The 21,964-nt window shown below is 69.4% G+C and carries 22 protein-coding genes and 1 other annotated feature; of the genes, 12 read left to right on the top strand and 10 right to left on the bottom strand.

The window, feature by feature from the left end; genetic code table 11:
• The first annotated feature begins 102 nt into the window (after positions 1-102).
• Positions 103-1,776 carry an LCP family protein gene (locus AC067N_RS37555; protein WP_478683438.1) on the top strand — a complete coding sequence of 558 codons (1,674 nt, stop codon included), beginning with the start codon at positions 103-105 and terminating at the stop codon, positions 1,774-1,776.
• A gap of 106 nt (positions 1,777-1,882) precedes the next feature.
• Here the strand turns inward: AC067N_RS37555 and AC067N_RS37550 are convergent, their stop codons facing one another.
• Complete coding sequence (locus AC067N_RS37550) at positions 1,883-2,911, bottom strand: glycosyltransferase family 2 protein (RefSeq protein ID WP_478683437.1); 1,029 nt, start codon at positions 2,909-2,911, stop codon at positions 1,883-1,885.
• Between the two features lie 135 nt (positions 2,912-3,046).
• Here AC067N_RS37550 and AC067N_RS37545 point away from each other — a divergent pair, with 135 nt between their 5' ends.
• A complete protein-coding gene (locus AC067N_RS37545) occupies positions 3,047-4,486 on the top strand; it encodes an LCP family protein (RefSeq protein WP_478683436.1) in 1,440 nt (479 codons plus the stop codon).
• Positions 4,487-4,586: 100 nt separating this feature from the next.
• On the opposite strand, the gene AC067N_RS37540 is transcribed toward AC067N_RS37545, so the two are convergent.
• Complete coding sequence (locus AC067N_RS37540; protein ID WP_478683435.1) at positions 4,587-5,135, bottom strand: acyl-CoA thioesterase; 549 nt, start codon at positions 5,133-5,135, stop codon at positions 4,587-4,589.
• 119 nt (positions 5,136-5,254) lie between these two features.
• Here AC067N_RS37540 and AC067N_RS37535 point away from each other — a divergent pair, with 119 nt between their 5' ends.
• Entirely contained in the window at positions 5,255-6,538 is a 1,284-nt protein-coding gene (locus tag AC067N_RS37535) for an LCP family protein (RefSeq protein WP_478683434.1), read from the top strand.
• 82 nt (positions 6,539-6,620) lie between these two features.
• Here the strand turns inward: AC067N_RS37535 and AC067N_RS37530 are convergent, their stop codons facing one another.
• Positions 6,621-6,983, bottom strand: coding sequence for a four-helix bundle copper-binding protein (locus tag AC067N_RS37530; protein ID WP_478683433.1), 363 nt, complete (start codon positions 6,981-6,983; stop codon positions 6,621-6,623).
• A gap of 505 nt (positions 6,984-7,488) precedes the next feature.
• Here AC067N_RS37530 and AC067N_RS37525 point away from each other — a divergent pair.
• The 5 genes from AC067N_RS37525 (at position 7,489) to AC067N_RS37505 (ending at position 10,035) form a co-directional block, all read left to right on the top strand.
• The gene (locus AC067N_RS37525) at positions 7,489-7,680 is read left to right on the top strand and encodes a hypothetical protein (RefSeq protein WP_030115393.1); all 192 of its coding nucleotides are present in this window, start codon (positions 7,489-7,491) and stop codon (positions 7,678-7,680) included.
• Complete coding sequence (locus AC067N_RS37520; RefSeq protein WP_478683432.1) at positions 7,664-8,188, top strand: DUF6879 family protein; 525 nt, start codon at positions 7,664-7,666, stop codon at positions 8,186-8,188. Before AC067N_RS37525 ends, AC067N_RS37520 begins: the two co-directional genes overlap by 17 nt.
• Positions 8,185-9,015 (top strand): helix-turn-helix domain-containing protein, encoded by an 831-nt coding sequence (locus AC067N_RS37515; protein WP_478683431.1) that lies wholly within the window; start codon positions 8,185-8,187, stop codon positions 9,013-9,015. The genes AC067N_RS37520 and AC067N_RS37515 overlap by 4 nt, the downstream gene beginning before the upstream one ends.
• A 483-nt stretch (positions 9,016-9,498) precedes the next feature.
• Positions 9,499-9,735 carry a hypothetical protein gene (locus AC067N_RS37510; RefSeq protein ID WP_162252504.1) on the top strand — a complete coding sequence of 79 codons (237 nt, stop codon included), beginning with the start codon at positions 9,499-9,501 and terminating at the stop codon, positions 9,733-9,735.
• A 75-nt stretch (positions 9,736-9,810) separates the two neighbouring features.
• The gene (locus tag AC067N_RS37505; RefSeq protein ID WP_358991799.1) at positions 9,811-10,035 is read left to right on the top strand and encodes a DUF397 domain-containing protein; all 225 of its coding nucleotides are present in this window, start codon (positions 9,811-9,813) and stop codon (positions 10,033-10,035) included.
• A 186-nt stretch (positions 10,036-10,221) separates the two neighbouring features.
• On the opposite strand, the gene AC067N_RS37500 is transcribed toward AC067N_RS37505, so the two are convergent.
• Positions 10,222-11,459 (bottom strand): IS3 family transposase gene (locus AC067N_RS37500; protein ID WP_478683430.1). Its coding sequence is split into 2 segments (ribosomal slippage): positions 10,222-11,180 and positions 11,180-11,459, totalling 1,239 coding nucleotides; the frame shifts between segments, so codons are not numbered across the junction.
• Positions 11,053-11,181, bottom strand: a sequence feature (AL1L pseudoknot). Its footprint overlaps the gene before it by 129 nt.
• On the opposite strand from AC067N_RS37500, the gene AC067N_RS37495 reads away from it, so the two are divergent.
• On the top strand, positions 11,458-12,543 hold the full coding sequence (locus AC067N_RS37495; RefSeq protein ID WP_478683429.1) for a tyrosine-type recombinase/integrase: 1,086 nt from the start codon (positions 11,458-11,460) through the stop codon (positions 12,541-12,543). The genes AC067N_RS37500 and AC067N_RS37495 overlap by 2 nt on opposite strands.
• A gap of 199 nt (positions 12,544-12,742) precedes the next feature.
• Here the strand turns inward: AC067N_RS37495 and AC067N_RS37490 are convergent, their stop codons facing one another.
• A complete protein-coding gene (locus AC067N_RS37490) occupies positions 12,743-13,900 on the bottom strand; it encodes an acyl-CoA dehydrogenase (protein WP_478683428.1) in 1,158 nt (385 codons plus the stop codon).
• A 222-nt stretch (positions 13,901-14,122) separates the two neighbouring features.
• Here AC067N_RS37490 and AC067N_RS37485 point away from each other — a divergent pair, with 222 nt between their 5' ends.
• Positions 14,123-15,466 (top strand): UDP-glucose dehydrogenase family protein, encoded by a 1,344-nt coding sequence (locus AC067N_RS37485; RefSeq protein ID WP_478683427.1) that lies wholly within the window; start codon positions 14,123-14,125, stop codon positions 15,464-15,466.
• Positions 15,467-15,698: 232 nt separating this feature from the next.
• Here AC067N_RS37485 and AC067N_RS37480 read toward each other — a convergent pair whose 3' ends face one another.
• Positions 15,699-16,205 carry a CGNR zinc finger domain-containing protein gene (locus tag AC067N_RS37480; protein ID WP_478683426.1) on the bottom strand — a complete coding sequence of 169 codons (507 nt, stop codon included), beginning with the start codon at positions 16,203-16,205 and terminating at the stop codon, positions 15,699-15,701.
• Between the two features lie 96 nt (positions 16,206-16,301).
• Here AC067N_RS37480 and AC067N_RS37475 point away from each other — a divergent pair, with 96 nt between their 5' ends.
• Entirely contained in the window at positions 16,302-16,664 is a 363-nt protein-coding gene (locus tag AC067N_RS37475) for a VOC family protein (protein ID WP_478683425.1), read from the top strand.
• Between the two features lie 21 nt (positions 16,665-16,685).
• Here AC067N_RS37475 and AC067N_RS37470 read toward each other — a convergent pair whose 3' ends face one another.
• The 4 genes from AC067N_RS37470 to AC067N_RS37455 all read right to left on the bottom strand — a co-directional run bounded on the left by AC067N_RS37470 (position 16,686) and on the right by AC067N_RS37455 (position 21,065).
• Entirely contained in the window at positions 16,686-17,918 is a 1,233-nt protein-coding gene (locus AC067N_RS37470; protein ID WP_478683424.1) for a dipeptidase, read from the bottom strand.
• 136 nt (positions 17,919-18,054) lie between these two features.
• A complete protein-coding gene (locus AC067N_RS37465) occupies positions 18,055-19,251 on the bottom strand; it encodes a dipeptidase (RefSeq protein WP_478683423.1) in 1,197 nt (398 codons plus the stop codon).
• Between the two features lie 99 nt (positions 19,252-19,350).
• On the bottom strand, positions 19,351-19,875 hold the full coding sequence (purE, locus tag AC067N_RS37460) for a 5-(carboxyamino)imidazole ribonucleotide mutase (RefSeq protein ID WP_478683422.1): 525 nt from the start codon (positions 19,873-19,875) through the stop codon (positions 19,351-19,353).
• A complete protein-coding gene (locus AC067N_RS37455) occupies positions 19,872-21,065 on the bottom strand; it encodes a 5-(carboxyamino)imidazole ribonucleotide synthase (protein ID WP_478683421.1) in 1,194 nt (397 codons plus the stop codon). Before AC067N_RS37455 ends, purE begins: the two co-directional genes overlap by 4 nt.
• Positions 21,066-21,309: 244 nt before the next feature.
• Here AC067N_RS37455 and AC067N_RS37450 point away from each other — a divergent pair, with 244 nt between their 5' ends.
• Positions 21,310-21,873, top strand: coding sequence for a GtrA family protein (locus AC067N_RS37450; RefSeq protein ID WP_478683420.1), 564 nt, complete (start codon positions 21,310-21,312; stop codon positions 21,871-21,873).
• The last annotated feature ends 91 nt before the right edge of the window (positions 21,874-21,964 follow it).

Raw genomic sequence — 21,964 nt, 5'->3', positions numbered from 1 at the left:
CGGGTTCACAAGAGCATGCGTACATCCCAGTCGGGGTCTCGGAAGTCCAACAGGAGGCGGGGGCGGCCCCGTCGGCACAGCAGGGTGGGGAGGGGCAGGGAGATGGTACGGAGCGACGTGCGCGGGGACGGGGGGCGGCCGCGCGTCGAGGAACCCGGCGAGCGGGGCGGTGGCCTCGGATCGGCGGACGGCTCGTCCGGCGACGACGGGAACGCCGGAGTCCCGGAACAGCGGGGGCGCGACGGTGGCAGTCAGGGCGGCGCCGCAGGGCGCAGACGGGCCGGTGCGCCCGCGCCGCGCAGGCGCAGGCGGGTGCTGCGCTGGTCGGCGACGGTGCTGGCGGTCGTGATACTCGGCACCTCGGGGGCCGGCTACCTCTACTACCGGCACCTGAACCACAACATCAAGAAGGAGAAGCTGAACCTCGGCGACACGAAGATCGCCGAGCCCACCCCCAACGCGGCCGGCCAGACCCCGCTGAACATCCTGCTCATCGGCTCCGACGCACGGGACACCGAGGAGAACCAGAAGCTCGGCGGCGCCCGGGAGACCTTCGGCGGCCCTCCGCTCGCCGACGTCCAGATGCTGCTGCACCTGTCCGCCGACCGCAGCAACATGTCGGTCATCAGCATGCCCCGCGACACCCTGCTCGACATCCCCAAGTGCACCGACCCGGACGACGGCAAGGTGTACGGGGCGACCAGCCGGACGATGACCAACGAGTCCCTGGGCCGCGGCGGACCCGGCTGCACGGTCGCCACCTGGCAGGAGCTGACCGGCATCCACATCGACCACTTCATGATGGTCGACTTCGCCGGTGTGGTCTCGATGGCCGACGCGATCGGCGGCGTACCCGTGTGCGTCACCGACAACATCGAGTCCCGGGACAGCCAGGGCCACGGCTCCGGCCTGAAGCTGGAGAAGGGCACCACGTCCATCAAGGGCGAGCAGGCCCTGCAGTGGCTGCGCACCCGCTACGGCTTCGAGGACGGCAGCGACATCGCCCGCGCCAAGGCGCAGCACATGTACATGAACTCGATGGTCCGCGAGCTGCGTGAGAACGCCACGCTCAGCAGCCCGAACAAGCTGCGCAGGCTGGCCGAGGAGGCCACCCGGGCGCTCACCGTCGACGAGGGCCTCGGCGACGTGGCGAAGCTCTACGACCTCAGCAAGGAACTGCGCAAGGTCGAGCCGGCCCGGATCACGATGACGACGATGCCGTTCACCTACGTCGGCGCGCGCGTGGTGCCCAAGGAGGGCGACGCGGAGAAGCTCTTCCGCCTGGTGCGCGAGGACATCGCGCTCGACGGCAAGGACGCGAAGAAGGCCACCACGGAGGACCTGACCTCCGACGATCCGGCGGCGCCGGACGACGAGATCGGCGTACTGGTGCAGAACGGCACCCTGACCTCCACCCTCGGGGCGGCCCCCGGCCGGGCCCACACCGTGTCCGGGCTCCTCGTCGAGGAGGGCTTCGCCAAGGCCTCGGCCGACGCGACCACCGCCATCACCGAGGACAAGACGGTCGTGCGCTATCCGAGCGCCGAACTGGAGGGCGACGCCCAGGCGGTCGCCAGGGCACTCGGCATCCCGCTGAGCCAGGTGGAGAAGTCGACGAACGTCAGCGGCGTCACGCTCGTCGTCGGCGCCGACTGGCGCGAGGGCGACGCGTACAAGGCCGAGAAGCGGGACGACAAGACCCCGAAGTCGGCGGACGCGATGAACGGCGCGGACGACAAGGCCTGCATGAAGGTCAACCCGAACTTCACCTGGTAGTCCCACGTCGCCCGGCAGCCGGCTTCACCCGGTGAACGGTGAACGGTGAACGAGTGTGGGGCCCCTCCCGAACCCCGGGAGAGGCCCCACATGTGTGTGGTCGGGTTCAGCTCTCGGTGAGCACGGCCGGGCGGCGGGACGCGATGACCTTCTTCGCCAGCGACTTCGGGCTGGTCAGGAAACCGAAGCCCCAGGACATGTGCATCGTGGCGAGGGCGACGGGGATCTGCAGCCGCGCCTTGACCGGCAGACCCCTGCCCGCGGGGACCGAGCCCGCGACGATCGCCGCGAGATAGCCTCCCGGCACGATGAAGCCGAGCGGCGTGAGCAGCCCGCCCACCAGCAGACCGGCGGCTATCGCGCACACGGCGGTCGGCGGGGCGAGGTAGCGCAGGTTGATGGAGCCCTGGTGATAGCGGGCGACGACATGGCGCCAGCGCCCGTAGTCCTTGTACTGCTTGGCCAGCGCCTTCACGCTGGGCCGGGGCCGGTAGGACACCTTCAGCTCCGGCGAGAACCAGATGAGGCCGCCCGCCTCCCTGATCCGGAAGTTCAGCTCCCAGTCCTGGGCACGGATGAACTCCACGTTGTAGCCGCCCTGCCGCTCCAGCGCCTCACGCCGGAAGACACCCAGGTAGACCGTCTCGGCCGGACCGGCCTGCCCGCCCGTGTGGAAGGCGGCGTTGCCCACACCGATCTTCGAGGTCATGGCGGCCGCGACCGCGCGCTCCCAGTCGTTCTCGCCCTCGGCGTGCATGATGCCGCCGACGTTCTGCGCGCCGGTCTCCTCCAGGAGCCGCACGGCGGTGGCGATGTAGTTCGGCGAGAGCATGCCGTGGCCGTCGACACGCACCACGATCGGATGCCGGGAGGCCTTGATCGCGGCGTTCAGCGCGGCGGGCGTACGACCGGTGGGGTTCGGCACGGTGTGCACACGCGCGTCTTCGGCCACGAGCTGGGCCGCGATCTCGTCCGTACGGTCCGTGGACGGACCGAGGGCGATCACGACCTCCATCTCGCCGGCGTACTCCTGCGCGAGGATCGCTTGGACGGCCCCGCGCAGATGCCGCTCCTCGTTGAGGACGGGCATGATCACAGACACGGCGGGGAGCCGCACGTCGGGCTTGGCGTTCATAGGGGGCTCACGTTACCGCGAACGGGGGACAGCGACGCGCGCCGCCCGGTCGCCGGTACGGGCCGCGGAGCGACTGCGCCTACGGTGCTCAGCGTTCCCACGTCTGCCCCGACCGGTTCCGCGGAGGTGTCCCCCGTGCCCACACCGCCCCGCCGCCCCGCGCGTCCGCGGCAGCCCAGGCCCCCGGTGCGCCCCGGGAAACAAAGCTGGGCCATGCGGGCGGCGACAACGCTGTCGGTGGTGGTGCTGGCCGCCGCGGGCATCGGGCACGCGGTGGTCACCGGCCTCGACGAGGAGATCGCCCGCGTCGACCCCTTCAAGGACATGAAGAACCGCCCCGAGGCCGGCCACGGCACGAACGTCCTGCTGGTCGGCACCGACGGCCGCGACCGCATCACCGAGGCGGAGCGGCGCGCCTACCGGCTCGGCGGCGCCCCCTGCCACTGCACGGACACCATGATGATCGTCCACATCTCGGAGGACCGGGAGCGGGCCAGCGTCGTGAGCCTGCCGCGCGACTCCTACGCCGAGGCGCCCGCGCACACCGACCACACCACCGGGAAGACCCGGCCCGCCCACCCGATCAAACTGAACGCCGCGTACGCGGAGGGCGGCCCCCAGCTCACGGTCCGCACGGTCGAGCGCATGACCAAGGTGAAGATCGACCACTACGTCGAGGTCGACTTCGCCAGCTTCATGCGGACCGTGGACGTCCTCGGCGGCGTCAGGATCTGCACCGCCCGCCCCCTGAAGGACTCCTACACCGGCCTCGACCTGCCCGCGGGCTCCCACGACCTCGACGGCGGACAGGCCCTCCAGTACGTCCGCTCCCGCCACGCCGACGGCTCCTCCGACCTGGGCCGTATGAAGCGCCAGCAGCGATTCATGGCCGCCCTGATGGCACAGGCCACGTCCTCCGGGGTGCTCCTCAACCCGATGAAGTTCCGTGACATCACCCGGGCCGTCCTCGGTTCGGTCCGCGCCGACAAGGAGTTCGGCACCGGCGAGCTGATCGACCTCGGCCGGGCCATGCGGAGCCTCACCCCCGCCTCCTCCGAGTTCACCACCGTCCCCATCGGCCGCATGGGCCACGTCGTCAAGGGCCTCGGCTCGACCCTCCTGTGGGACGCCGCCAAGTCGCGCCGCCTGTTCAAGGCCCTCCGCGACGACCGCCCCCTCGCCCCCTACCGGGCCCGGGGCAAGCGCGTCCTGGTCGAGGTGGCCCCGCAGCAGATCCGCGTCCAGGTCGAGAACGGCACCGCCGTCGCCGCTCTCGGCCGCGAGGTCGACCGCCAACTGGCCGCCACCGGCTTCCGCACCACCCGCAAGCCCGTGAACGCCGAGCGCACCGACGTCCGCCGGACGATCGTCCTCCACGACCCGCGCTGGGACCGCTCGGCCCGGTCCCTGGCGACGGCCCTGCCGGGCGCGGAGCTGCGGGAGGCCCCGGGGCAGGGCCCCGTCCTGAAGGTGATCGCCGGCACGGACTTCAAGAAGGTCCGCAAGGTACGGGCCGAGGACGCCGGCCAGGGAGAGTCCGGTGTGGTGAAGGGTGACGAGGTCGCCTGCTCCTGAGGGATTCCCGACGGAGCTTCACGAGCCCGGGGACACGCCCCGCCGCACGAGCCCTCCGCGAGGCCCCCGAGCCCTCGGGCCCCGGTCGGCCGGCGACGGCTCAGTCCCCCAGCCCGTCCGCGATCCTCTTCTCCCGCAGCTCCAGGATGGCCCTGCGCCGGGCCAGCCGGTGCGTCCGACGGATCTGTGCCTCCTGGTAGCGCCGCCGGTCCCGCTCCGTCTCCGGCAGCACCGGCGGCACCCGGCGCGGCTTGCCGTCGGCGTCGACCGCGGCGAACACCAGATACGCCGACCCCACCTGCTGCGGCGGCGTCGACTCGTTCCACCGCTCCGCCAGGACCCGGACACCGATCTCCATCGACGTCCGCCCCGTCCAGTTCACCTGCGCCTTCACATGGACCAGATCGCCCACGCGGACCGGCTCCAGGAAGGCCATCTCGTCCATGGAGGCGGTGACGGCGGGCCCACCGGAATGGCGCCCGGCCACCGCGCCCGCCGCGTCGTCGACCAGCTTCATGATGACGCCGCCGTGCACCGTCCCCAGCAGGTTGGTGTCGTTGTGGGTCATGATGTGGCTCAGGGTGGTCCGGGACGCCGAGGTCGGCTTGCCGGGTATACCGGATTCCGCTGCGGGGGCCTGCTCTGTCATGTCCTCCACCTTATGCGTGACCTCGTAAGGTCCGCTTTGCATCAGCTTGGCAACAGCACCGCTGCGAAATTCCGAGGACCCTTGTACGGCCCACGGGGGAGCCCGGCACACTGGGGCGCATGAACGATTGGCCCGAGGGATGGTCCGACAGCAACCGCGGCGGCGGGTACGGACAAGGAAGCGCCAGCGCACACCCCGACGGGCCGCGCGTGATGCGCCAGGTCCGTCGCGGCCCGTCGGCACCCCCTCAGGGCGGCGTGCCACAGCAGCCGGCGTACGGCGACGCGTACGACAACCACGGCGGCGGCCACGACCCGTACGGCAACGCGTACGACAGCGGCTACAACACCGGCCAGGTGTACGGCGGCGGCGGTGCGGGCGGTCCCGGCGGCTACGACGGCCGGGGTGAGCGCCCGGCGCCGAACTGGCGGCGCCGTATCAAGTGGACGGCGATCACCGTCACCGTCGTGCTGCTGGGCACGACGATCGGCACCTACTTCTGGGCCGACTCCAAGCTGAACCGCGAGGTCGACCTGTCGAAGGTCATCGAACGGCCGGAGGAGGGCGAGGGCACCAACTACCTGATCGTCGGCTCCGACAGCCGCGCTGGCCTGTCGGCCGAGCAGAAGAAGGAACTGCACACCGGGTCCGCCGACGGCAAGCGCACCGACTCGATGATGATCCTGCACACGGGCTCGGGCGGCCCGACGCTGATCTCGCTGCCCCGCGACTCCAATGTGGAGATCCCCACATTCGTCGGCTCCGAGTCCGGCAAGACCTACAAGGGCACCGGCCGCCAGGTGAAGCTGAACGCCGCGTACGCCGAGGACGGGCCGGAGCTGCTCGTGAGGACCGTCGAGGCCAACACGGGACTGCGCATCGACCACTACGTGGAGATCGGCTTCGCCGGCTTCGCCAACATCGTCGACGCGGTCGGCGGTGTGGAGATCGACATCCCCAAGGGCGGCCTGAAGGACACCAAGTCCGGTGCCGACTTCGAGGCGGGCAGGCAGACGCTGAACGGCGAGCAGTCCCTCGCCTTCGTCCGCACCCGCTACGCCCTCGCGGGCAGCGACCTCGACCGTACGAAGAACCAGCAGAAGTTCCTCGCGGCCCTCGCCAGCCAGACGGCGACGCCGAGCACGGTCCTGAACCCCTTCAAGCTGTACCCGACGATGAGCGCCGGCCTCGACACGCTGATCGTCGACGAGGACATGAGCCTGTTCGACCTGGCCGACATGTTCTGGGCGATGAAGGGCGTCACGGGCGGCGACGGCAAGTCCATGAACATGCCGATCTCGGGCAACGCCGCCAACGGCAACCTCCAGTGGGACACCGCGAAGGTGAAGAAGCTGGTGGAGGAGCTGAAGAGCGACGAGACGGTGACCGTGTCGGGCAACTGACCCACCGTCTCACGACACGACATGGCCGAGGGGCATCCCGTACGGGGTGCCCCTCGGTCGTGGGGGTCGTACCGGCCTCGTCTCAGGCCGTCGCGCCCGACATCGCCCGGCACATCTCGGAGCAGCGGCGACACGCCTCGGCACAGCGCATCATCTGCGGATCGTCGGGCATGGACATACACGCCTCGGCGCACATGTCACAGGCGCGGGCGCACATCGCGCACATCTCGGCGCTCATCGGGGAGCGGCGCATCATCATGTCCGCGCACATACGGGTCATCTCGGCGCAGTCCATCAGCGCGCGCATGATCTGCATCTGGGCCTGACCGCCGGCCTGCATGCAGGAGCTCATGGTCTCCTCGCACACGGTGTGGCAGGACATGCACGCGTTGACGCACTCCTGCATCTCCTTGCTCATCGCGGTCATGCTTCCGGTCTCCTGCATGGCTCCTCCAGGGGTGGGAGCGGGGTCCGGGGCGGACCCCGTGCACTTCCGTCCTACGCCTCCCCGCTCCCGCCCGCCATCGGGCGGACGCAAACAATCCGCACCATTCACCCCACATGTCAACGGCCCCCGGCAGGGTGCCGGGGGCCGTTCACAAGGTCGCGCCGCAGCCGTTACGGCAGGTTGCGGGCCATCACGATCCGCTGGACCTGGTTCGTGCCTTCGTAAATCTGGGTGCTTTACAGGTCATACGGCTCTGACCTGCACGAACACCCCTGCCAGAGGGCCCTACCCAGCATTTCCCCATGATCGTCTACGGTCTGCCCAGGTAGGGGCCGCGCTGGAGGCACCACCACCGGCCGCGCGGTAGATGAGCAAGCTCGGCGCAGGTTACGCGGTTTCCTGTTCCGTCAACCGTGATCGCTTGACCCGCGTGTCTCACCCTCGGGAGCATCAACCCAGATGCGAGGCACTGGCAGCGGCACGGGAGAGGGGAACCCGGACCATGAAGGTCACCAAGCTAGTCAGCACGTGCGACATCAAGGACTGTCCGACGATCTACGCGACGGATCGCGGCACCTTCCTGGTTCAGGGCGAGACACCGACCGACCACGGGCTTCAGATTCCCGCACACGAAACCCTGGTCGAGATCCCGATGGAACTGATCCAGAAGGCCATTCGTGACAACCTCATCTAAGACCCTCGGTGACCTCTTCGACTCGTTCGAGCGTGAGGCATTCCGCCTGGAAACCCTGGACGACTACAGCAAGTCCGGGAGCGTGGACGCTTATCACGCGTTCCTGGCCGGGCAGCCGCAGCCGGACGAGTACAACGCGGGCTGGGTCGAAGAACTCCGTTCACACACCGAAAACGGCAAGAGGGTCTACCGGGTCCACATTCTGACCCGCCCGCTCTCGGACTATCTTAGGTTCGAACTTGGGTGGGGGTACCGGAAGAACATGACCGGTGGCGAAGAGTTCTTCATTCTCGACATCACCGAGAAGCCCAACCCTCTGGAGAACGTCCCGGATTTCTGGTTCTTCGACTCGGCATCCGTCGCCGTGATGAACTACGACGGAAACGGGAAGTATCTCGGCTCGGAAGTGCTGCCGTCAGAACGAACGGCGGAATTCGCGCGGTACCGTGACGCGGCACTTGCCCACGCGGAGCCCTTTCCCGAATGGTGGGCCAAGTACGGGACGTGAACAGAGCACAGCTTGGGGCCGCACTGCGGGCGCTGCGAGTGGCATCCGGAAAGGAAGCCAAAGCGGTGGCCCGCAGCGCTCTCATGTCTCCGTCCAAGCTATCGAAGATCGAAAATGCCAAGCTGGCACCCAGCGCAACGGACGTTGAGCGCATCCTGACAGCCATCGGCGTATCGGATGAGGTCAAGGCCGAATACACCGAGGCGGCCCGAGCATCGGCAACCGAGGCGACAGCGTGGCGGCTCCTGAAGCGCATCGGGGTTCACAAGGGCCAGCAGGCCGCCAAGGCCCTGGAAGCCCAGATGTCGACGCTGCGGCTGTTCCAACCCGCACTCGTGCCTGGACTACTCCAGACGCCCGAATACATCCGGGCCATTCTGAAACGCCACGATCTGAGCGAGGACGCCCTCACGCGGACAATCAACGGACGACTTGAACGACAAGCGATTCTCTACGACAACGCCAAGTCGCTCCGGTTCGTTATCACGGAGCCAGTTCTACGCTGGCGAATCGTCCCGGCACAGATGATGGCTGCACAGCTGGACCGCATCGCTTCCATATCTCGACTACCCCATGTGGACATCCGTGTAGTTCCGCTGGCGATTCAGCAGCAGGACATCGCTAATCACGCGTTCGTCATCCGTGACGACCGAATGGTCACTATAGAAACGGTTCACGCAGAGGTGGTCGTCACAGACCCCCGGGATGTAAGTCTGTACGTTGATAAGTTCGAAAGATTCGAGCAGGTGGCGCTGGCCGGCGCGGATATGCGGAATCTGATCGAGGGTATCCGGAACGACTTTTTGAAGGAACAGGAAACAGGCTAGAGATGCATCCATGACCCGCCGAAGATGGCGGCATGGAGAGCGAAGAGAGAACGTCCGGTCCTGCGACCGAACCCACGGCGGGGACGTGCCTGTCGGAGCTGCCGCGCGAGCCGTCACCCGTGCCCGGCTGCCCCGCGTGCCTTTCTCACTCGGTCGCCCGCGAGAACGCCCGCTCGGGCGGTGACTACAGCGCCGTATCTGACGCCAACGTGAGGATGCGTCAGCACCAGAGAGACGAGCACGCGGGGAACCAGCCGTGAGCGTCACGGCCGAGGACATCGGTAAGCGGGTCCAGGACGCCTCCGGAAGGATCGGCATCCTCCGCGACGTGATGGGGGACTACGAGGACCCTGGGGAGCTGCCGGGCGAACGGCAGAAGCGCTCTGTTGCCTTCCTGTGGCCCGAGGGCGGCGGAAGAGAGTGGTTGGCCCCTCCGCAACAAGTAACGCGCGCCTGAAACCCCAGATCACTCGGGAGAACTCCGTGTCCGTTCAGGATCTGCTGAACCTGCTTGCACCCCGGACAGGTCAGGTGGACCCGGCGTCGTGCGTCCAATGCGCAACGCTCCGCAAGCGGGTTCGCGCGGCCAATCGATCCGGAAATCCGGCCAAGGCGCTGGAGACCGTCGAGGCGATGCGGCTGCACAAGCGTTACGGGCATCCCAACGACACGCGACAGCTCCCCATTGACCTCTCCGCGCACGGTCCCCAACTGACCTAGGGGAACAGACTCCCGTCCGGTATGGGCGGCGGCGGTCAGCCATGGCCGCGATTAGTTGAGCAGGAAGGTGCAGTGATGCAGAACGGAACCGACCTGTACGCGCTCGACATCAACGGGGCCGCGTTCGTCCAGGCGTGCGGCGGCCCCTGTTCCGAGGGGTGCGTGACGCTGGCCCGGATCGGCGAGGACGCCTGGGCCCTCGGTGACAGCAAGCGGCCGGACGCGCAGCCGCTGCGGTTCACCACGGAGGAGCTGGACGCGGCCGGTATCGACCCGGCGCGGTTCGGCCTGAACGTCTGATCCCCCTCCCCCGCCAGTCGGGCCCGACCGCTTTCTTGGGTCGGGCCCGGCTGGTCCTCCGACCGCTGACACCGAACGGGAACAACAGCTGCACCACCACGGCTATCTGTGGACCGGCCCGAAAGAGCGTTTCGACCAGGAAGCATTGCGACGGCCTGTCAAGCCCCGGGTTTCGTGGAGACTGCGTTAGCTGGTTTTCTGGAGTGACGTAGGGGGTTCGGCCGCGAGGTAGTGGGCGGCCTCGTGTTCGGCGGGGGTGATGTGGCCGAGCTCGCCGTGGAGGCGGCGCTGGTTGAACCAGTCGATGTACTCGGCGACCGCGATCTCGATGTCGTTGATGCCGGTCCACGGTCCCTTGTTGCGGATCAGCTCGGCCTTGAACAGGCTGTTGAACGCCTCGGCCAGGGCATTGTCGTACGAGTCGCCCTTGGAGCCGACCGAGGCCACGGCGGCCTCATGTTCGAGGCGTTCGGTGTAGCGCAGAGCTCGGTATTGGACTCCGCGGTCCGAGTGGTGCGTGAGGCCGGTGAGGTCGGCGCCGGTGTGCCGGCGGCGCCAGATCGCCATCTCCAGCGTGTCGAGGGCGAGGTCGGTGTAGAGGGAGGTGGCGACCTGCCAGCCGACGACCATGCGGGAGAAGACGTCGATGACGAAGGCGGCGTAGACCCAGCCGGAAAAGGTTCTGATGTAGGTGATGTCCGCGACCCATAGCTGGTTCGGCGCACTCGCGGTGAACTGCCGCTCGACCAGATCGGCGGGCCGGTCGGTCTCGGGTGCGGGGCGGGTGGTGCGTGGGCTCTTGGCCCGGATCACCCCACGCAGACCGGCCGCGCGCATGAGGCGCTCGACCGTGCAGCGAGCCACCTCGAATCCCTCGCGCCGGAGGGCGGCGTGGACCTTGCGGGCCCCGTAGACGCCGTAGTTGGCCTCGTGGACCCGGCGGATCTCCCTGGTGATCTCCTCGTCTCGCAGGCTGCGGGCCGAGGCCGGGCGGTTGCGTACGGCGTAGTAGGTGCTCGGCGCGATCGGCGCGTCCGTCTCGGCGAGGACATCGCAGATCGGCTGGACGCCGAACGTCTCCTTGTACTGGTCGATGTAGGCGACCTTCATCGCAGTGGACGGTCCAGCTCCGCGGCGAAGAAAGCTGAGGCGGACTTCAATATCGCGTTCGCCCGCCTCAGTTCCTTCACCTCCCGCTCCAGCTCCGCGATCCGGGCGGCATCCGTGCTGGTGGTGCCGGGAACGATGCCCTCGTCTGTCTCGGCGCGCTTGACCCAACCGCGCAGGGCCTCGGGGTGCACGTCCAGCTGATCGGCGATCCGCTTGATCGCACCGGCACGGCCGGCCGGATCCTTGCGGGCCTCGATCGCCAACCGCTTCGCACGCTCGCGCAGTTCGTCGGGGTACTTACGGGGAGCAGCCATGATCGGCATCCTTCCGGGTCTTCGATGTCTCCATCAAACCCGGGGCGGTTCACTCGACGCCGGGACCTACCTGGACGACCGGTTGGGCAAGCAGCCCGTGACGGCCGTGTGGGAGCAGTGGACGAATCAAAGGAAGCTGGAGAACAGCACCAAGAAGCAGTACCGGTCCATCCAGAAGACGACTCTTGAGCCGTTCTTCAAGGCCCGTTCCATCGTGTCCCTGAAGGTCGCTGACGTTGAGCAGTGGCTCTTGTGGATGGAGCAGGACCGGAAGCTGTCCGCTCGCACACGGCGTCAGCGGTTCTCGTTCTTCTCCGGGATGATGGACTGGGCTGTCGTCAACGAGATCATCGGCCGGAACCCTTGCAAGAAGGTCAAGGGCGCGGGCAGCCGCGCCAAGGAGATCCGGGAGCACAAGAGCACCGCGCGGCGACTCACGACGCGGGAAGTCCTGGCGATGCTCGATGCCGCTCCTCCGCGATACCGCGCGATGCTGTGGCTCATGGCCGGGTGCGGCCTGCGACTGGGTGAGGCCATGGCGGTGTCCCGCGATCAGATCGACTTCAAGGCCGAGACGCTTCGCGTCGACTTCCAGATTGCGGAGGACGGAGACACCGCATCGGGGAAGAACAGCGCCATCCAGCGTCGGCACATCAAGGCTCGTGACGAAGGCGAGCCAGGGCGTTCCGTCCCCCTCCCGCCAAACGTCGCCTTCGAGCTTCGGCGGCACATCAAGAACCACGGCGTATGGGGGCCGGAACGGCTTCTCTTCCCCAACGTGACGCGGACTGGGTACCTCTACGCGTCGTACTTCTACCCGAAGATCTGGATGGAGGCTCTGGGCAAGGGGCAGGTGAAGTACTGCAAGGCTCACTCGCTCCGGCACTACTACGGGTCGCGGCTGCTGTACGCCGGAGTCCCCGAGAACGACGTCGCCGACTGGATGGGCCACAGCAGTACTGACGTGCTCAGGGAGCACTACCACTACATCTTCGAAGGGGCCGAGCAGCGCGGCCGAGCAGCCATCGCAACCATGCTGACGCCCGGCGCGGACGACCCCACGGAGGCGACAGAGGTCGCCTGATCCACGTACGACAACAGCCCCCGGCAGCACGCCGGGGGCTGTGTTGTTTGTGCAGGTCAGTGGCTGTTTTCAGCCCGGCATCTGCCCAGGATTTCCCCAGCATGACGCCCAGGAACGGCCTTGATCGGGCCGCAACGGGCTGAAAGCCGAGGGGGCCCCTCCGGACGCTCGAAACAGCTCCTGACCTGCAAAAACCCTGCTAGGGAAGGTTCCTTGCCATCACGATCCGCTGAACTTGGTTCGTGCCCTCATAAATCTGTGTGATCTTCGCGTCGCGCATCATGCGCTCCACCGGGTAGTCGCGGGTGTAGCCGTAGCCGCCGAGGAGCTGGACGGCGTCCGTGGTGACCTCCATGGCGACGTCGGAGGCGAAGCACTTGGCGGCGGCGCCCTGGAAGGTGAGGTCGCTGTCGCCGCGTTCGGAGGCGGCGGCGGCCTGGTAGGTCAGGGCGCGGGCGGCGGCGATCTTCATGGCCATGTCGGCGAGCATGAACTGGATGCCCTGGAAGTCGGCGATGGGCTTGCCGAACTGCTTGCGCTCCTGGACGTAGCCCTTGGCGTAGTCGAGGGCGCCCTGGGCGACACCGAGGGCCTGGGCCGCGATGGTGATGCGGGTGTGGTCCAGGGTCTTCATCGCCGTGGCGAAGCCGGTGCCCTCCTCGCCGATCATGCGGTCGGCGGGGATGCGGACGTTGTCGAGGTAGACCTCGCGCGTCGGGGAGCCCTTGATGCCGAGCTTCTTCTCCGGGGCGCCGAAGGAGACGCCCTCGTCGGACTTCTCGACGACGAAGGCGGAGATGCCCTTGGAGCGCTTGGACGGGTCGGTGACGGCCATCACCGTGTAGTACTCGGACTCGCCGGCGTTGGTGATCCAGCGCTTCACGCCGTTGAGGATCCAGTGGTCGCCGTCGCGGACCGCCTTGGTCTTCATACCGGCCGCGTCGGAGCCCGCGTCGGGCTCGGAGAGGCAGTACGAGAACATGCCCTCGCCCTTGGCGAGCGGGGCCATGTACTTCTTCTTCAGCTCCTCGGAGCCGGAGAGGATCACCGGGAGCGAGCCGAGCTTGTTGACGGCCGGGATGAGGGAGGAGGAGACGCAGACGCGGGCCACCTCCTCGATCACGATGACCGTGGCGAGGGCGTCGGCGCCGGCGCCGCCGTACTCCTCGGGCACGTGCACGGCGTGCAGGTCGTTCGCGACGAGCGCTTCGAGCGCCTCGCGGGGAAAGCGGGCCTCCTCGTCGACCGCGGCCGCGTAGGGCGCGATCTTCGCCTCGGCGAGGGAACGGATGGCGTCGCGGAGCATGTCGTGCTCCTCGGACGGGCGGTACAGGTCGAAATCAGCCGATCCGGCCAAGGTCTCTCACGCTCCCGATGCTAACTACCGTTAAGTAACTCAAATTTTAAAGGGCTTGCCCACCCGAGAGATACGTGAGTTTGGCGACAGGTCCGGGGACGGGCGGGGCTGCCAGGGGGAATCTGCCCGGTGAGGGGCCCGGACACGCCCCGACTATGCTCAGGCAGCGCACTCGCCGTGCATTTTGCAGCGCCCCTACGGCCGTACATCCCAGGAGCATCCATGGCCCTCAAGATCACCGTGATCGGCACCGGCTATCTCGGCGCGACCCACGCCGCGGCCATGGCCGAGCTGGGATTCGAGGTCCTCGGGCTGGATGTCGTCGAAGAGAAGATCGACATGCTGCGCCGGGGCGAGGTCCCGATGTACGAGCCGGGTCTGGAGGAGCTGCTGCGCAGGCACGTCGCCGGGATCGAGGGCTCCACTGGGCGGCTGCGCTTCACGACGGACTACGCCGAGGTCGCGGCCTTCGGCGACGTCCACTTCGTGTGTGTGAACACCCCGCAGCGGCACGGCGAGTACGCCTGCGACATGTCGTACGTCGATGCCGCCTTCGCCTCGCTCGCCCCGCATCTGACGGGCCCGGCGCTGGTCGTGGGCAAGTCGACGGTGCCCGTGGGCTCCGCCGACCGGCTGGCCGCCTACCTCGCCGAGCACGCACCCGCGGGGGCGGACGCCGAGCTGGCCTGGAACCCGGAGTTCCTGCGTGAGGGCTTCGCGGTGAACGACACGCTGCACCCGGACCGGATCGTGGTGGGTGTGCGCAGCGAGAAGGCGGAGAAGCTGCTGCGCGAGGTGTACGCCACACCGGTCGCGGAGGGCTCTCCGTTCGTGGTCACGGACTTCCCGACCGCCGAGCTGGTGAAGACGTCCGCGAACTCCTTCCTCGCGACCAAGATCTCCTTCATCAACGCCATGGCCGAGGTGTGCGAGGCCGCCGGGGGCGATGTCGCCAAGCTGGCGGAGGCCATCGGGCACGACGACCGGATCGGGCGGAAGTTCCTGCGGGCCGGTATCGGGTTCGGCGGCGGCTGTCTGCCGAAGGACATCCGGGCGTTCATGGCGCGGGCGGGCGAGCTGGGCGCGGACCAGGCGCTGACGTTCCTGCGGGAGATCGACTCGATCAACATGCGCCAGCGCGGCCAGATGGTCGAGCTGGCCCGGCAGGCGCTGGGCGGCGGCCCCTTCCTGGGCAGGCGGGTCGCGGTGCTCGGCGCGACCTTCAAGCCGGACTCCGACGACGTGCGGGACTCCCCCGCGCTCAACGTGGCCGGGCAGATACACCTCCAGGGCGGGCAGGTCACGGTGTACGACCCGAAGGGCATGGACAACGCGCGCCGGCTGTTCCCGACGCTCGGGTACGCCGACTCGGCGCTGGAGGCGGTGCGGGGCGCCGACATCGTGCTGCACCTGACGGAGTGGCGTGAGTTCCGGGAGCTGGACCCGGAGGCGCTCGGCGAGGTCGCGGCGCGGCGGCTGGTGCTGGACGGGCGCAACGCGCTGGACCCGGAGCTGTGGCGGCGGGCCGGCTGGACGTACCGGGCGATGGGGCGGCCGACCGCCTGACGCGCGGGCCGGACGGCGGCGCGTCCCGGGTCGGCCGGTAGGGGGCGACGCCGTTCCGGGCCGGCCGGTAGCGGGCGACGCCGTCCCGAGCCGGTAGCGGGCGACGCCGTTCCGGCCGAGGCTCAGTCGGCCGGAACGGCGTCTGTCCTCATTCTCCACCGTTCGGGCCGCCGACGGGTGCGAAGCGCTTACTTCGCCGGTGGCTCAGGGGGTGATCTCCGGCTCATCCCGTTCACTTGGCGCGGTAGCGGCGCATCTTCGCGCGGGCTCCGCACACCTGCATGGAGCACCAGCGGCCGCGTCCGGCGGGGCTGCGGTCGTAGTAGGCCCAGTGGCAGTCGGCGGCCTCGCATGCCTTGAGGCGCTGCCAGGTGCCCGCCGTGAGGCCCTCGGCGACGGCCGCGGCCACCCGGGCGAGGAGCGGTGCCGGGTCGGCGGCGGGGCGCAGGGTGGCCGAGCCGTCGCCTGGGGAGACGTCGACGAGGAGCGGTGCCGCGGCCAGCAGGTCGCCGAGCGGGGTCACCGCTCGGTGCGGCGGGTGTCCCGCGTGCGCGAGGCAGACGGCCCGGAGGGACTCGCGCAGCTCCCGCACGTCCGCGAGGTCCTCTGCCGCCGTCAGGGCGAGACGTGCCCGGCCCTGCGGGGTGTCGAGGGCGTCGGCACCCGACTCCAGGTCCAGCGTGTTCACCAGGCTCTCGATGAGGGCCAGGCCGCCGGGGGCGGGTGCTCTCTCACTCATGGTTGCGACGTTACCGCCAATAGGGAAGCATGCAGTAACCGTTACTGGTTACCCGCCTCTACAGGTAACCAGGTCGCAGAGCGAAGGAGAGCGGTCATGGCCATCGCCAAGCTGGATGTCGTCGTCGTGGACTGTCCCGACCCGGCGGCGCTCGCCGGGTTCTACGCCGAGCTGGTCGGCGGGGAGGTCTCCGGTGAGGGCGACTGGGTGGATCTGAGGGTGCCGGACGGGGGTGTCCGGCTGGCGTTCCAGAAGGCGCCGGGCTTCGTGCCGCCTCAGTGGCCGTCGCCGTCGCGTTCGCAGCAGTTCCATCTCGATGTGAACGTGGAGGACATGGACGCGGCGGAGAAGGAGGTGCTGGCGCTCGGGGCGAAGCCGCTGGACGCGGCGGACCGGGAGCGGGGGTTCCGGGTGTACGCCGATCCGGCGGGGCATCCGTTCTGCCTGTGCCGGGCCTGAGCCCGCCGGCCGGGCCCGGGGTCAGCCGTCCAGGTCGGTGATCTTCGCCGTCGAGGCGGGGCGGCGTTCCCGGGCCGCCTTCGCCGTGAACTCGGCGCTGCGCAGGACGCGTTGGACGTTGCCCCAGGTGAGCAGGGCGAGGTCGGCGGCGGACCAGCCGCGGCGGAGGAGTTCGGCCACGAGGCGGGGGTAGCAGGAGGCGTCGGTGAGGTCCTCGGGGTGGACGGCGCCGGAGTCGTAGCTGCCGGAGAGGCCGACGCACTCGGGTCCGGCGATCGAGCGGACGTGGTCGAGGTGGTCGGCGACGTCTCGGACGGACGGACCGGTCTGTTCGGCGGTGAGCGGCACCATGCACAGGCCGTGGGCCTTCCCCAGCGCGGCGAGGAGTTCGTCGGTGAGGTTCGCGGGGTGGGGGCGCAGGGCGTGGGCCGCCGAGCGGGTGCACAGCACCGGGGCGCGGGAGACGACGAGGGTCCGGCGGACGGTCGGCTCGGAGGCGCCGGAGAGGTCGGCGAGGACGCCCACGCGGTTCATCTCGCGGACCACCTCCTCGCCGAACCTGCTGAGCCCGGTCTCGCCCGCCCAGGAGACCCCGGCGAGGGTGAGGGCGGTCAGGCCGAGCGTCCTCAGGGCGCGCAGGATGGCGAGGGAGTCGCCGAGGGCGGGGGCGCCGGCGGGGCCGAGCAGGATGGCGACGCGGCCGTGGTGGCGGGCGTCGGCGATCTCCCCCGCCGTGCGGGCGAGCCGCAGGCCTTCGGGGTGGTCGTGGACCACCGTCCGGGCCAGGTCGAGTTGTTCGAGGGTGACGCCCACGGCCCGGTCGCCCGTGAGCGGCTCGGAGAGGTGCAGGGACCAGAACAGGGCCCCGATGTGCCCCTTGCGCATGCGCGGCACATCCGTGTCCACGGCGTGCTCGCCGAGTTCCAGGTCGTACCAGGAAAGGTGGCGCAGCGCGCGGGGCAGCCCGCTGTAGCCGTCGGCCACGGGATGGTCGGTGAGCAGGGCGTGTGCCTGCTCCAGCCCGTCGGGCTCCGCGGGGCGCTCGGGGCGCTCGGGGCCCTCGGGACGCTCGGAGGTGCCCGGGCCCTCCGCGTCGGCGGTGTCGTGCGCCGTGGTGGCGTCCGGCCGGGTTATCGGTTCCGCCGGACGGAAGCGACGACTCGGCTTCGGCTTCCGCTTCGCGGGAGCGGCGGGCGGCCCGTCGAGCCGCCCCGCCTCCGTCGTCGCTTGCACTTCGTCCTGCAGGTCTGCCATGGCGGACCTCCGTAGCCGATCGGTGAACGCAGTACCGTCACCGTGCCACGGGGGCCGCCCGGATTCCTGGTGGGTGGCGCGTTCGGGGGTATGTCGCCCCGCCCCGCCGGACGGGGGCCGTACCGCCGGCCGGGTGTTACCCGTCCAGCTGCTCCAGGGTCGCGTTCGAGGGGGCCGTACGGGACTGCAGGTCGCGGGCGACGTCCTCCGCGGCGCCCAGGACGCGTACCGCGTTCTGCCAGGTGAGCTTGGCGAGGTCGGTCCGGGACCAGCCGCGGTCGAGGAGTTCGGCGATCAGGTTGGGGTAGCCGGAGACGTCGTTCAGGCCGTCCGGTGTGAAGGCGGTGCCGTCGTAGTCGCCGCCGATGCCGAGGTGGTCGATGCCGGCGGCCTCGCGCATGTGGTCCAGGTGGTCCGCGACCGTGGCGACCGTGGCGACGGGGCGCGGGTTGCGCTCCTCGAACTCGCGGTGGACCCGCATGGCCTCGGGGGTGGTGTCGAGGGGGTGGAGGCCGTGGGCGCGCATGTTCTCGTCGGCGGCGGCGGTCCAGTCGACGGCGGCCTGGAGCACGAACTTGGGCACGAAGGTCACCATGGCCACGCCCCCGTTGGCGGGGAGGCGTTCCAGGACGTCGTCCGGGATGTTGCGGGGGTGGTCGCAGACGGCCCGGGACGAGGAGTGGGAGAAGATCACCGGTGCGGCCGAGGCGTCCAGCGCGTCTCGCATCGTGGTCGCGGCCACATGGGAGAGGTCGACGAGCATGCCCTCGCGGTTCATCTCCCGGACGACGGCGCGGCCGAAGGCGGACAGGCCGCCGACCGCCGGTTCGTCGGTGGCGGAGTCCGCCCAGGCGATGTTGTCGTTGTGGGTGAGCGTCATGTAGCGGACGCCGAGCGCGTACAACGCGCGCAGCGTCGCGAGGGAGTTGTCGATGGAGTGACCGCCCTCGGCGCCCATCAGGGAGGCGATGCGGCCCTCCGCGCGGGCCGCTTCCATGTCCGCGGCGGTCAGCGCGGACCGCAGGTGCGCCGGGTAACGGTCGATCAGCTGCCGTACGCAGTCGATCTGTTCGAGCGTGGCGGGGACGGCGCCGGGGAGGAAGGCCGGGTCAGAGGGCACGTACACGGACCAGAACTGGGCGCCGACGCCGCCGGAGCGCAGCCGGGCGAGGTCGGTGTGCAGATGGGCGCTCTGGTCGGTGGCGATGTCGCGGGCGCCCAGGTCGTAGCGGACCTGCTTGCGCAGCGCCCACGGCAGGTCGTTGTGCCCGTCGGCGACCGGGAACTCGCGCAGCAGCTCCCGTGCCTCCTCCAGCGAAGCCGTCCCCGTCATCCCGGTCACTTCCTCTTCCCCCGTCGTCCCCGTCACTTGCCGTGCTCCCCCGTCCTCCCGGTCGCCCGGGTCGTCGCGGCTCTCGCGGTCACGCGCCCGTCACTTGCCGAAGCCGAAGCCGTTGCCCGAGCCCTCGACCTTGGTGCGCAGCCGCTTGCCCTTCTCGGTGGCCTGGTCGTTCAGCTCCTGCTGGAACTCCCGCATGCGGCCCAGAAGTTCCTCGTCCTGAGTGGCGAGGATGCGGGCGGCGAGCAGTCCGGCGTTGCGCGCGCCGGCCACGGACACGGTCGCGACGGGCACACCGGCCGGCATCTGCACGATCGACAGCAGCGAGTCCATGCCGTCGAGGTACTTCAGCGGTACGGGCACGCCGATGACCGGCAGCGGGGTCACGGACGCGAGCATGCCGGGCAGATGGGCGGCGCCGCCCGCGCCGGCGATGATCACCTTGAGGCCCCGGTCCGCGGCCTCCTCACCGTAGGCGACCATCTCGCGCGGCATGCGGTGCGCGGAGACCACGTCGACCTCGTAGTCGATCTCGAACTCGTCGAGGGCCTGCGCGGCGGCCTCCATGACGGGCCAGTCGGAGTCCGACCCCATGACAATGCCTACGACCGGGCTCATTCGGTGATCGTGCCTCTCAGGTATCCGGCGGCGTGACGGGCGCGCTCCAGCACGTCGTCGAGGTCGTCGCCGTAGGTGTTCACGTGACCGACCTTGCGGCCGGGCTTCACGTCCTTGCCGTACATGTGGATCTTGAGCTGGGGGTCGCGGGCCATGCAGTGCAGGTACGCGGAGTACATGTCCGGGTAGTCGCCGCCGAGGACGTTGACCATGGCGGTCCACTTCGCGCGGGGGCGCGGGTCGCCCAGCGGGAGGTCGAGGACGGCCCGTACGTGGTTGGCGAACTGCGAGGTGACGGCGCCGTCCTGGCTCCAGTGGCCGGAGTTGTGGGGGCGCATGGCCAGCTCGTTGACCAGGATGCGGCCGTCGCGGGTCTGGAACAGCTCGACGGCGAGGTGGCCGACGACGTCCAGTTCCTTGGCGATGCGCAGGGCCATCTCCTCCGCCTGGAGGGCGAGGGCCCGGTCGAGGCCGGGCGCCGGGGCGATCACGGTGTCGCAGACCCCGTCGACCTGCCGGGACTCGACGACCGGGTAGGCGACGGCCTGGCCGTGCGGCGACCGTACGACGTTGGCGGCGAGCTCCCGTACGAAGTCGACCTTCTCCTCGGCGAGGACCGGGACTCCGGCACGGAACGGCTCGGCGGCGTCCTCGGCGGAGCGGACGACCCACACGCCCTTGCCGTCGTAGCCGCCGCGGACGGTCTTGAGGATGACCGGAAACCCGCCCGCCCGTCGCCCCCCACCACCCTTGCCGGAGGGCCCTTCGGGCCCGCCCCTTTCGAGCTCCGCCGCGAAGGCCGCCACGTCCGCCGGGTCGGCGACGATGCGGTGCCGCGGGCAGGGCACGCCGATCGCGTCGAGCTTCGCCCGCATCACGCCCTTGTCCTGGGCGTGCACGAGGGCGTCCGGGCCCGGGCGGACGGGGATGCCGTCCGCCTCCAGCGCCCGTAGGTGCTCGGTGGGTACATGTTCGTGATCGAAGGTGATCACGTCGCAGCCCTGCGCGAACGCACGCAGCGTGTCCAGATCGCGGTAGTCGCCGACGACGACATCACCGACGACCTGGGCCGCGGAGTCCTGAGGGGTGTCACTGAGGAGCTTGAACCTGATGCCGAGCGGGATGCCAGCCTCGTGTGTCATACGAGCGAGCTGACCGCCGCCGACCATGCCGACTACCGGGAACGTCACACCCCCAGAGTATCGGCCACGGAATCGGCCACTCCCCGGTGTCCGGTTTCCGTACCCTTCTCCCGCCCCGGTCACGGCACGGGCCGCGCCGGAGACGTGCTGCACAGGCGATGGCCAGGGGCGCTGGTTAGCATGGCGGAACCAGTTGTTTTCGATCGAAGATCAACTGTTTTCGGACCGACAGCACCGACCTGGTACCGACCGAGGTACGAACAGACCACCGAGCGACGGGGGCCGGCAGACGATGGGAAGTACCACCTCGGGGCCTCACGCGAAGCCCCGCGGCGTCCTGCGCCGACGGATCGACCTCCTCGTCCGTGAGGTCGCCAAGTTCGGCGCGGTGGGCGGTGCGGGGCTGCTGGTGAACCTCGCCGTGTTCAACCTCGTCCGGCACCTCACCGACCTCCAGGTCGTCCGGGCCAGTGTGATCGCCACGGTCGTCGCCATCGCCTTCAACTACGTGGGGTTCCGCTACTTCACCTACCGGGACCGGGACAAGAGCGGCCGCACGAAGGAGCTGAGCCTGTTCCTGCTGTTCAGCGTGGTCGGGCTGGTCATCGAGAACGGCGTCCTCTACACCGCGACCTACGGTTTCGGCTGGGACAGCCCCCTGCAGAGCAACATCTTCAAGTTCCTCGGCATCGGCGTCGCGACCCTCTTCCGGTTCTGGTCGTACCGCACCTGGGTGTTCCGCGCCCTGCCCGCCCGGGAGGCGGTGGCGAGCGCGGAATCGTTCCTGGAGGCGGGTGCCGCCCACCCGCCCGCGCTGACCGGCGGCCCGGACAAGCGGCCGAACGGCCGCCGCTAGAAGGTCGATGAAGATCTTGGTGAGGGGCTGTCCGGCCGTCAGGCCGGACAGCCCCTCCAGTCATGTACTGGCCGGTGCGATGTGCCAGGTG

This window comes from Streptomyces sp. NPDC042364 (assembly GCF_056437585.1).
This window is presented reverse-complemented; position numbering and strand designations above follow the sequence as displayed.

Coding starts and splice junctions, on each gene's coding strand:
- AC067N_RS37535 (WP_478683434.1), top strand. CDS start 5,255: ATGAACGATTGGCCCGAGGGATGGTCCGACAGCAACCGCGGCGGCGGG.
- AC067N_RS37555 (WP_478683438.1), top strand. CDS start 103: ATGGTACGGAGCGACGTGCGCGGGGACGGGGGGCGGCCGCGCGTCGAG.
- AC067N_RS37475 (WP_478683425.1), top strand. CDS start 16,302: ATGGCCATCGCCAAGCTGGATGTCGTCGTCGTGGACTGTCCCGACCCG.
- AC067N_RS37470 (WP_478683424.1), bottom strand. CDS start 17,918: ATGGCAGACCTGCAGGACGAAGTGCAAGCGACGACGGAGGCGGGGCGG.
- purE (WP_478683422.1), bottom strand. CDS start 19,875: ATGAGCCCGGTCGTAGGCATTGTCATGGGGTCGGACTCCGACTGGCCC.
- AC067N_RS37465 (WP_478683423.1), bottom strand. CDS start 19,251: ATGACGGGGACGGCTTCGCTGGAGGAGGCACGGGAGCTGCTGCGCGAG.
- AC067N_RS37540 (WP_478683435.1), bottom strand. CDS start 5,135: ATGACAGAGCAGGCCCCCGCAGCGGAATCCGGTATACCCGGCAAGCCG.
- AC067N_RS37485 (WP_478683427.1), top strand. CDS start 14,123: ATGGCCCTCAAGATCACCGTGATCGGCACCGGCTATCTCGGCGCGACC.
- AC067N_RS37550 (WP_478683437.1), bottom strand. CDS start 2,911: ATGAACGCCAAGCCCGACGTGCGGCTCCCCGCCGTGTCTGTGATCATG.
- AC067N_RS37480 (WP_478683426.1), bottom strand. CDS start 16,205: ATGAGTGAGAGAGCACCCGCCCCCGGCGGCCTGGCCCTCATCGAGAGC.
- AC067N_RS37525 (WP_030115393.1), top strand. CDS start 7,489: ATGAAGGTCACCAAGCTAGTCAGCACGTGCGACATCAAGGACTGTCCG.
- AC067N_RS37450 (WP_478683420.1), top strand. CDS start 21,310: ATGGGAAGTACCACCTCGGGGCCTCACGCGAAGCCCCGCGGCGTCCTG.
- AC067N_RS37505 (WP_358991799.1), top strand. CDS start 9,811: ATGCAGAACGGAACCGACCTGTACGCGCTCGACATCAACGGGGCCGCG.
- AC067N_RS37495 (WP_478683429.1), top strand. CDS start 11,458: ATGATCGGCATCCTTCCGGGTCTTCGATGTCTCCATCAAACCCGGGGC.
- AC067N_RS37530 (WP_478683433.1), bottom strand. CDS start 6,983: ATGCAGGAGACCGGAAGCATGACCGCGATGAGCAAGGAGATGCAGGAG.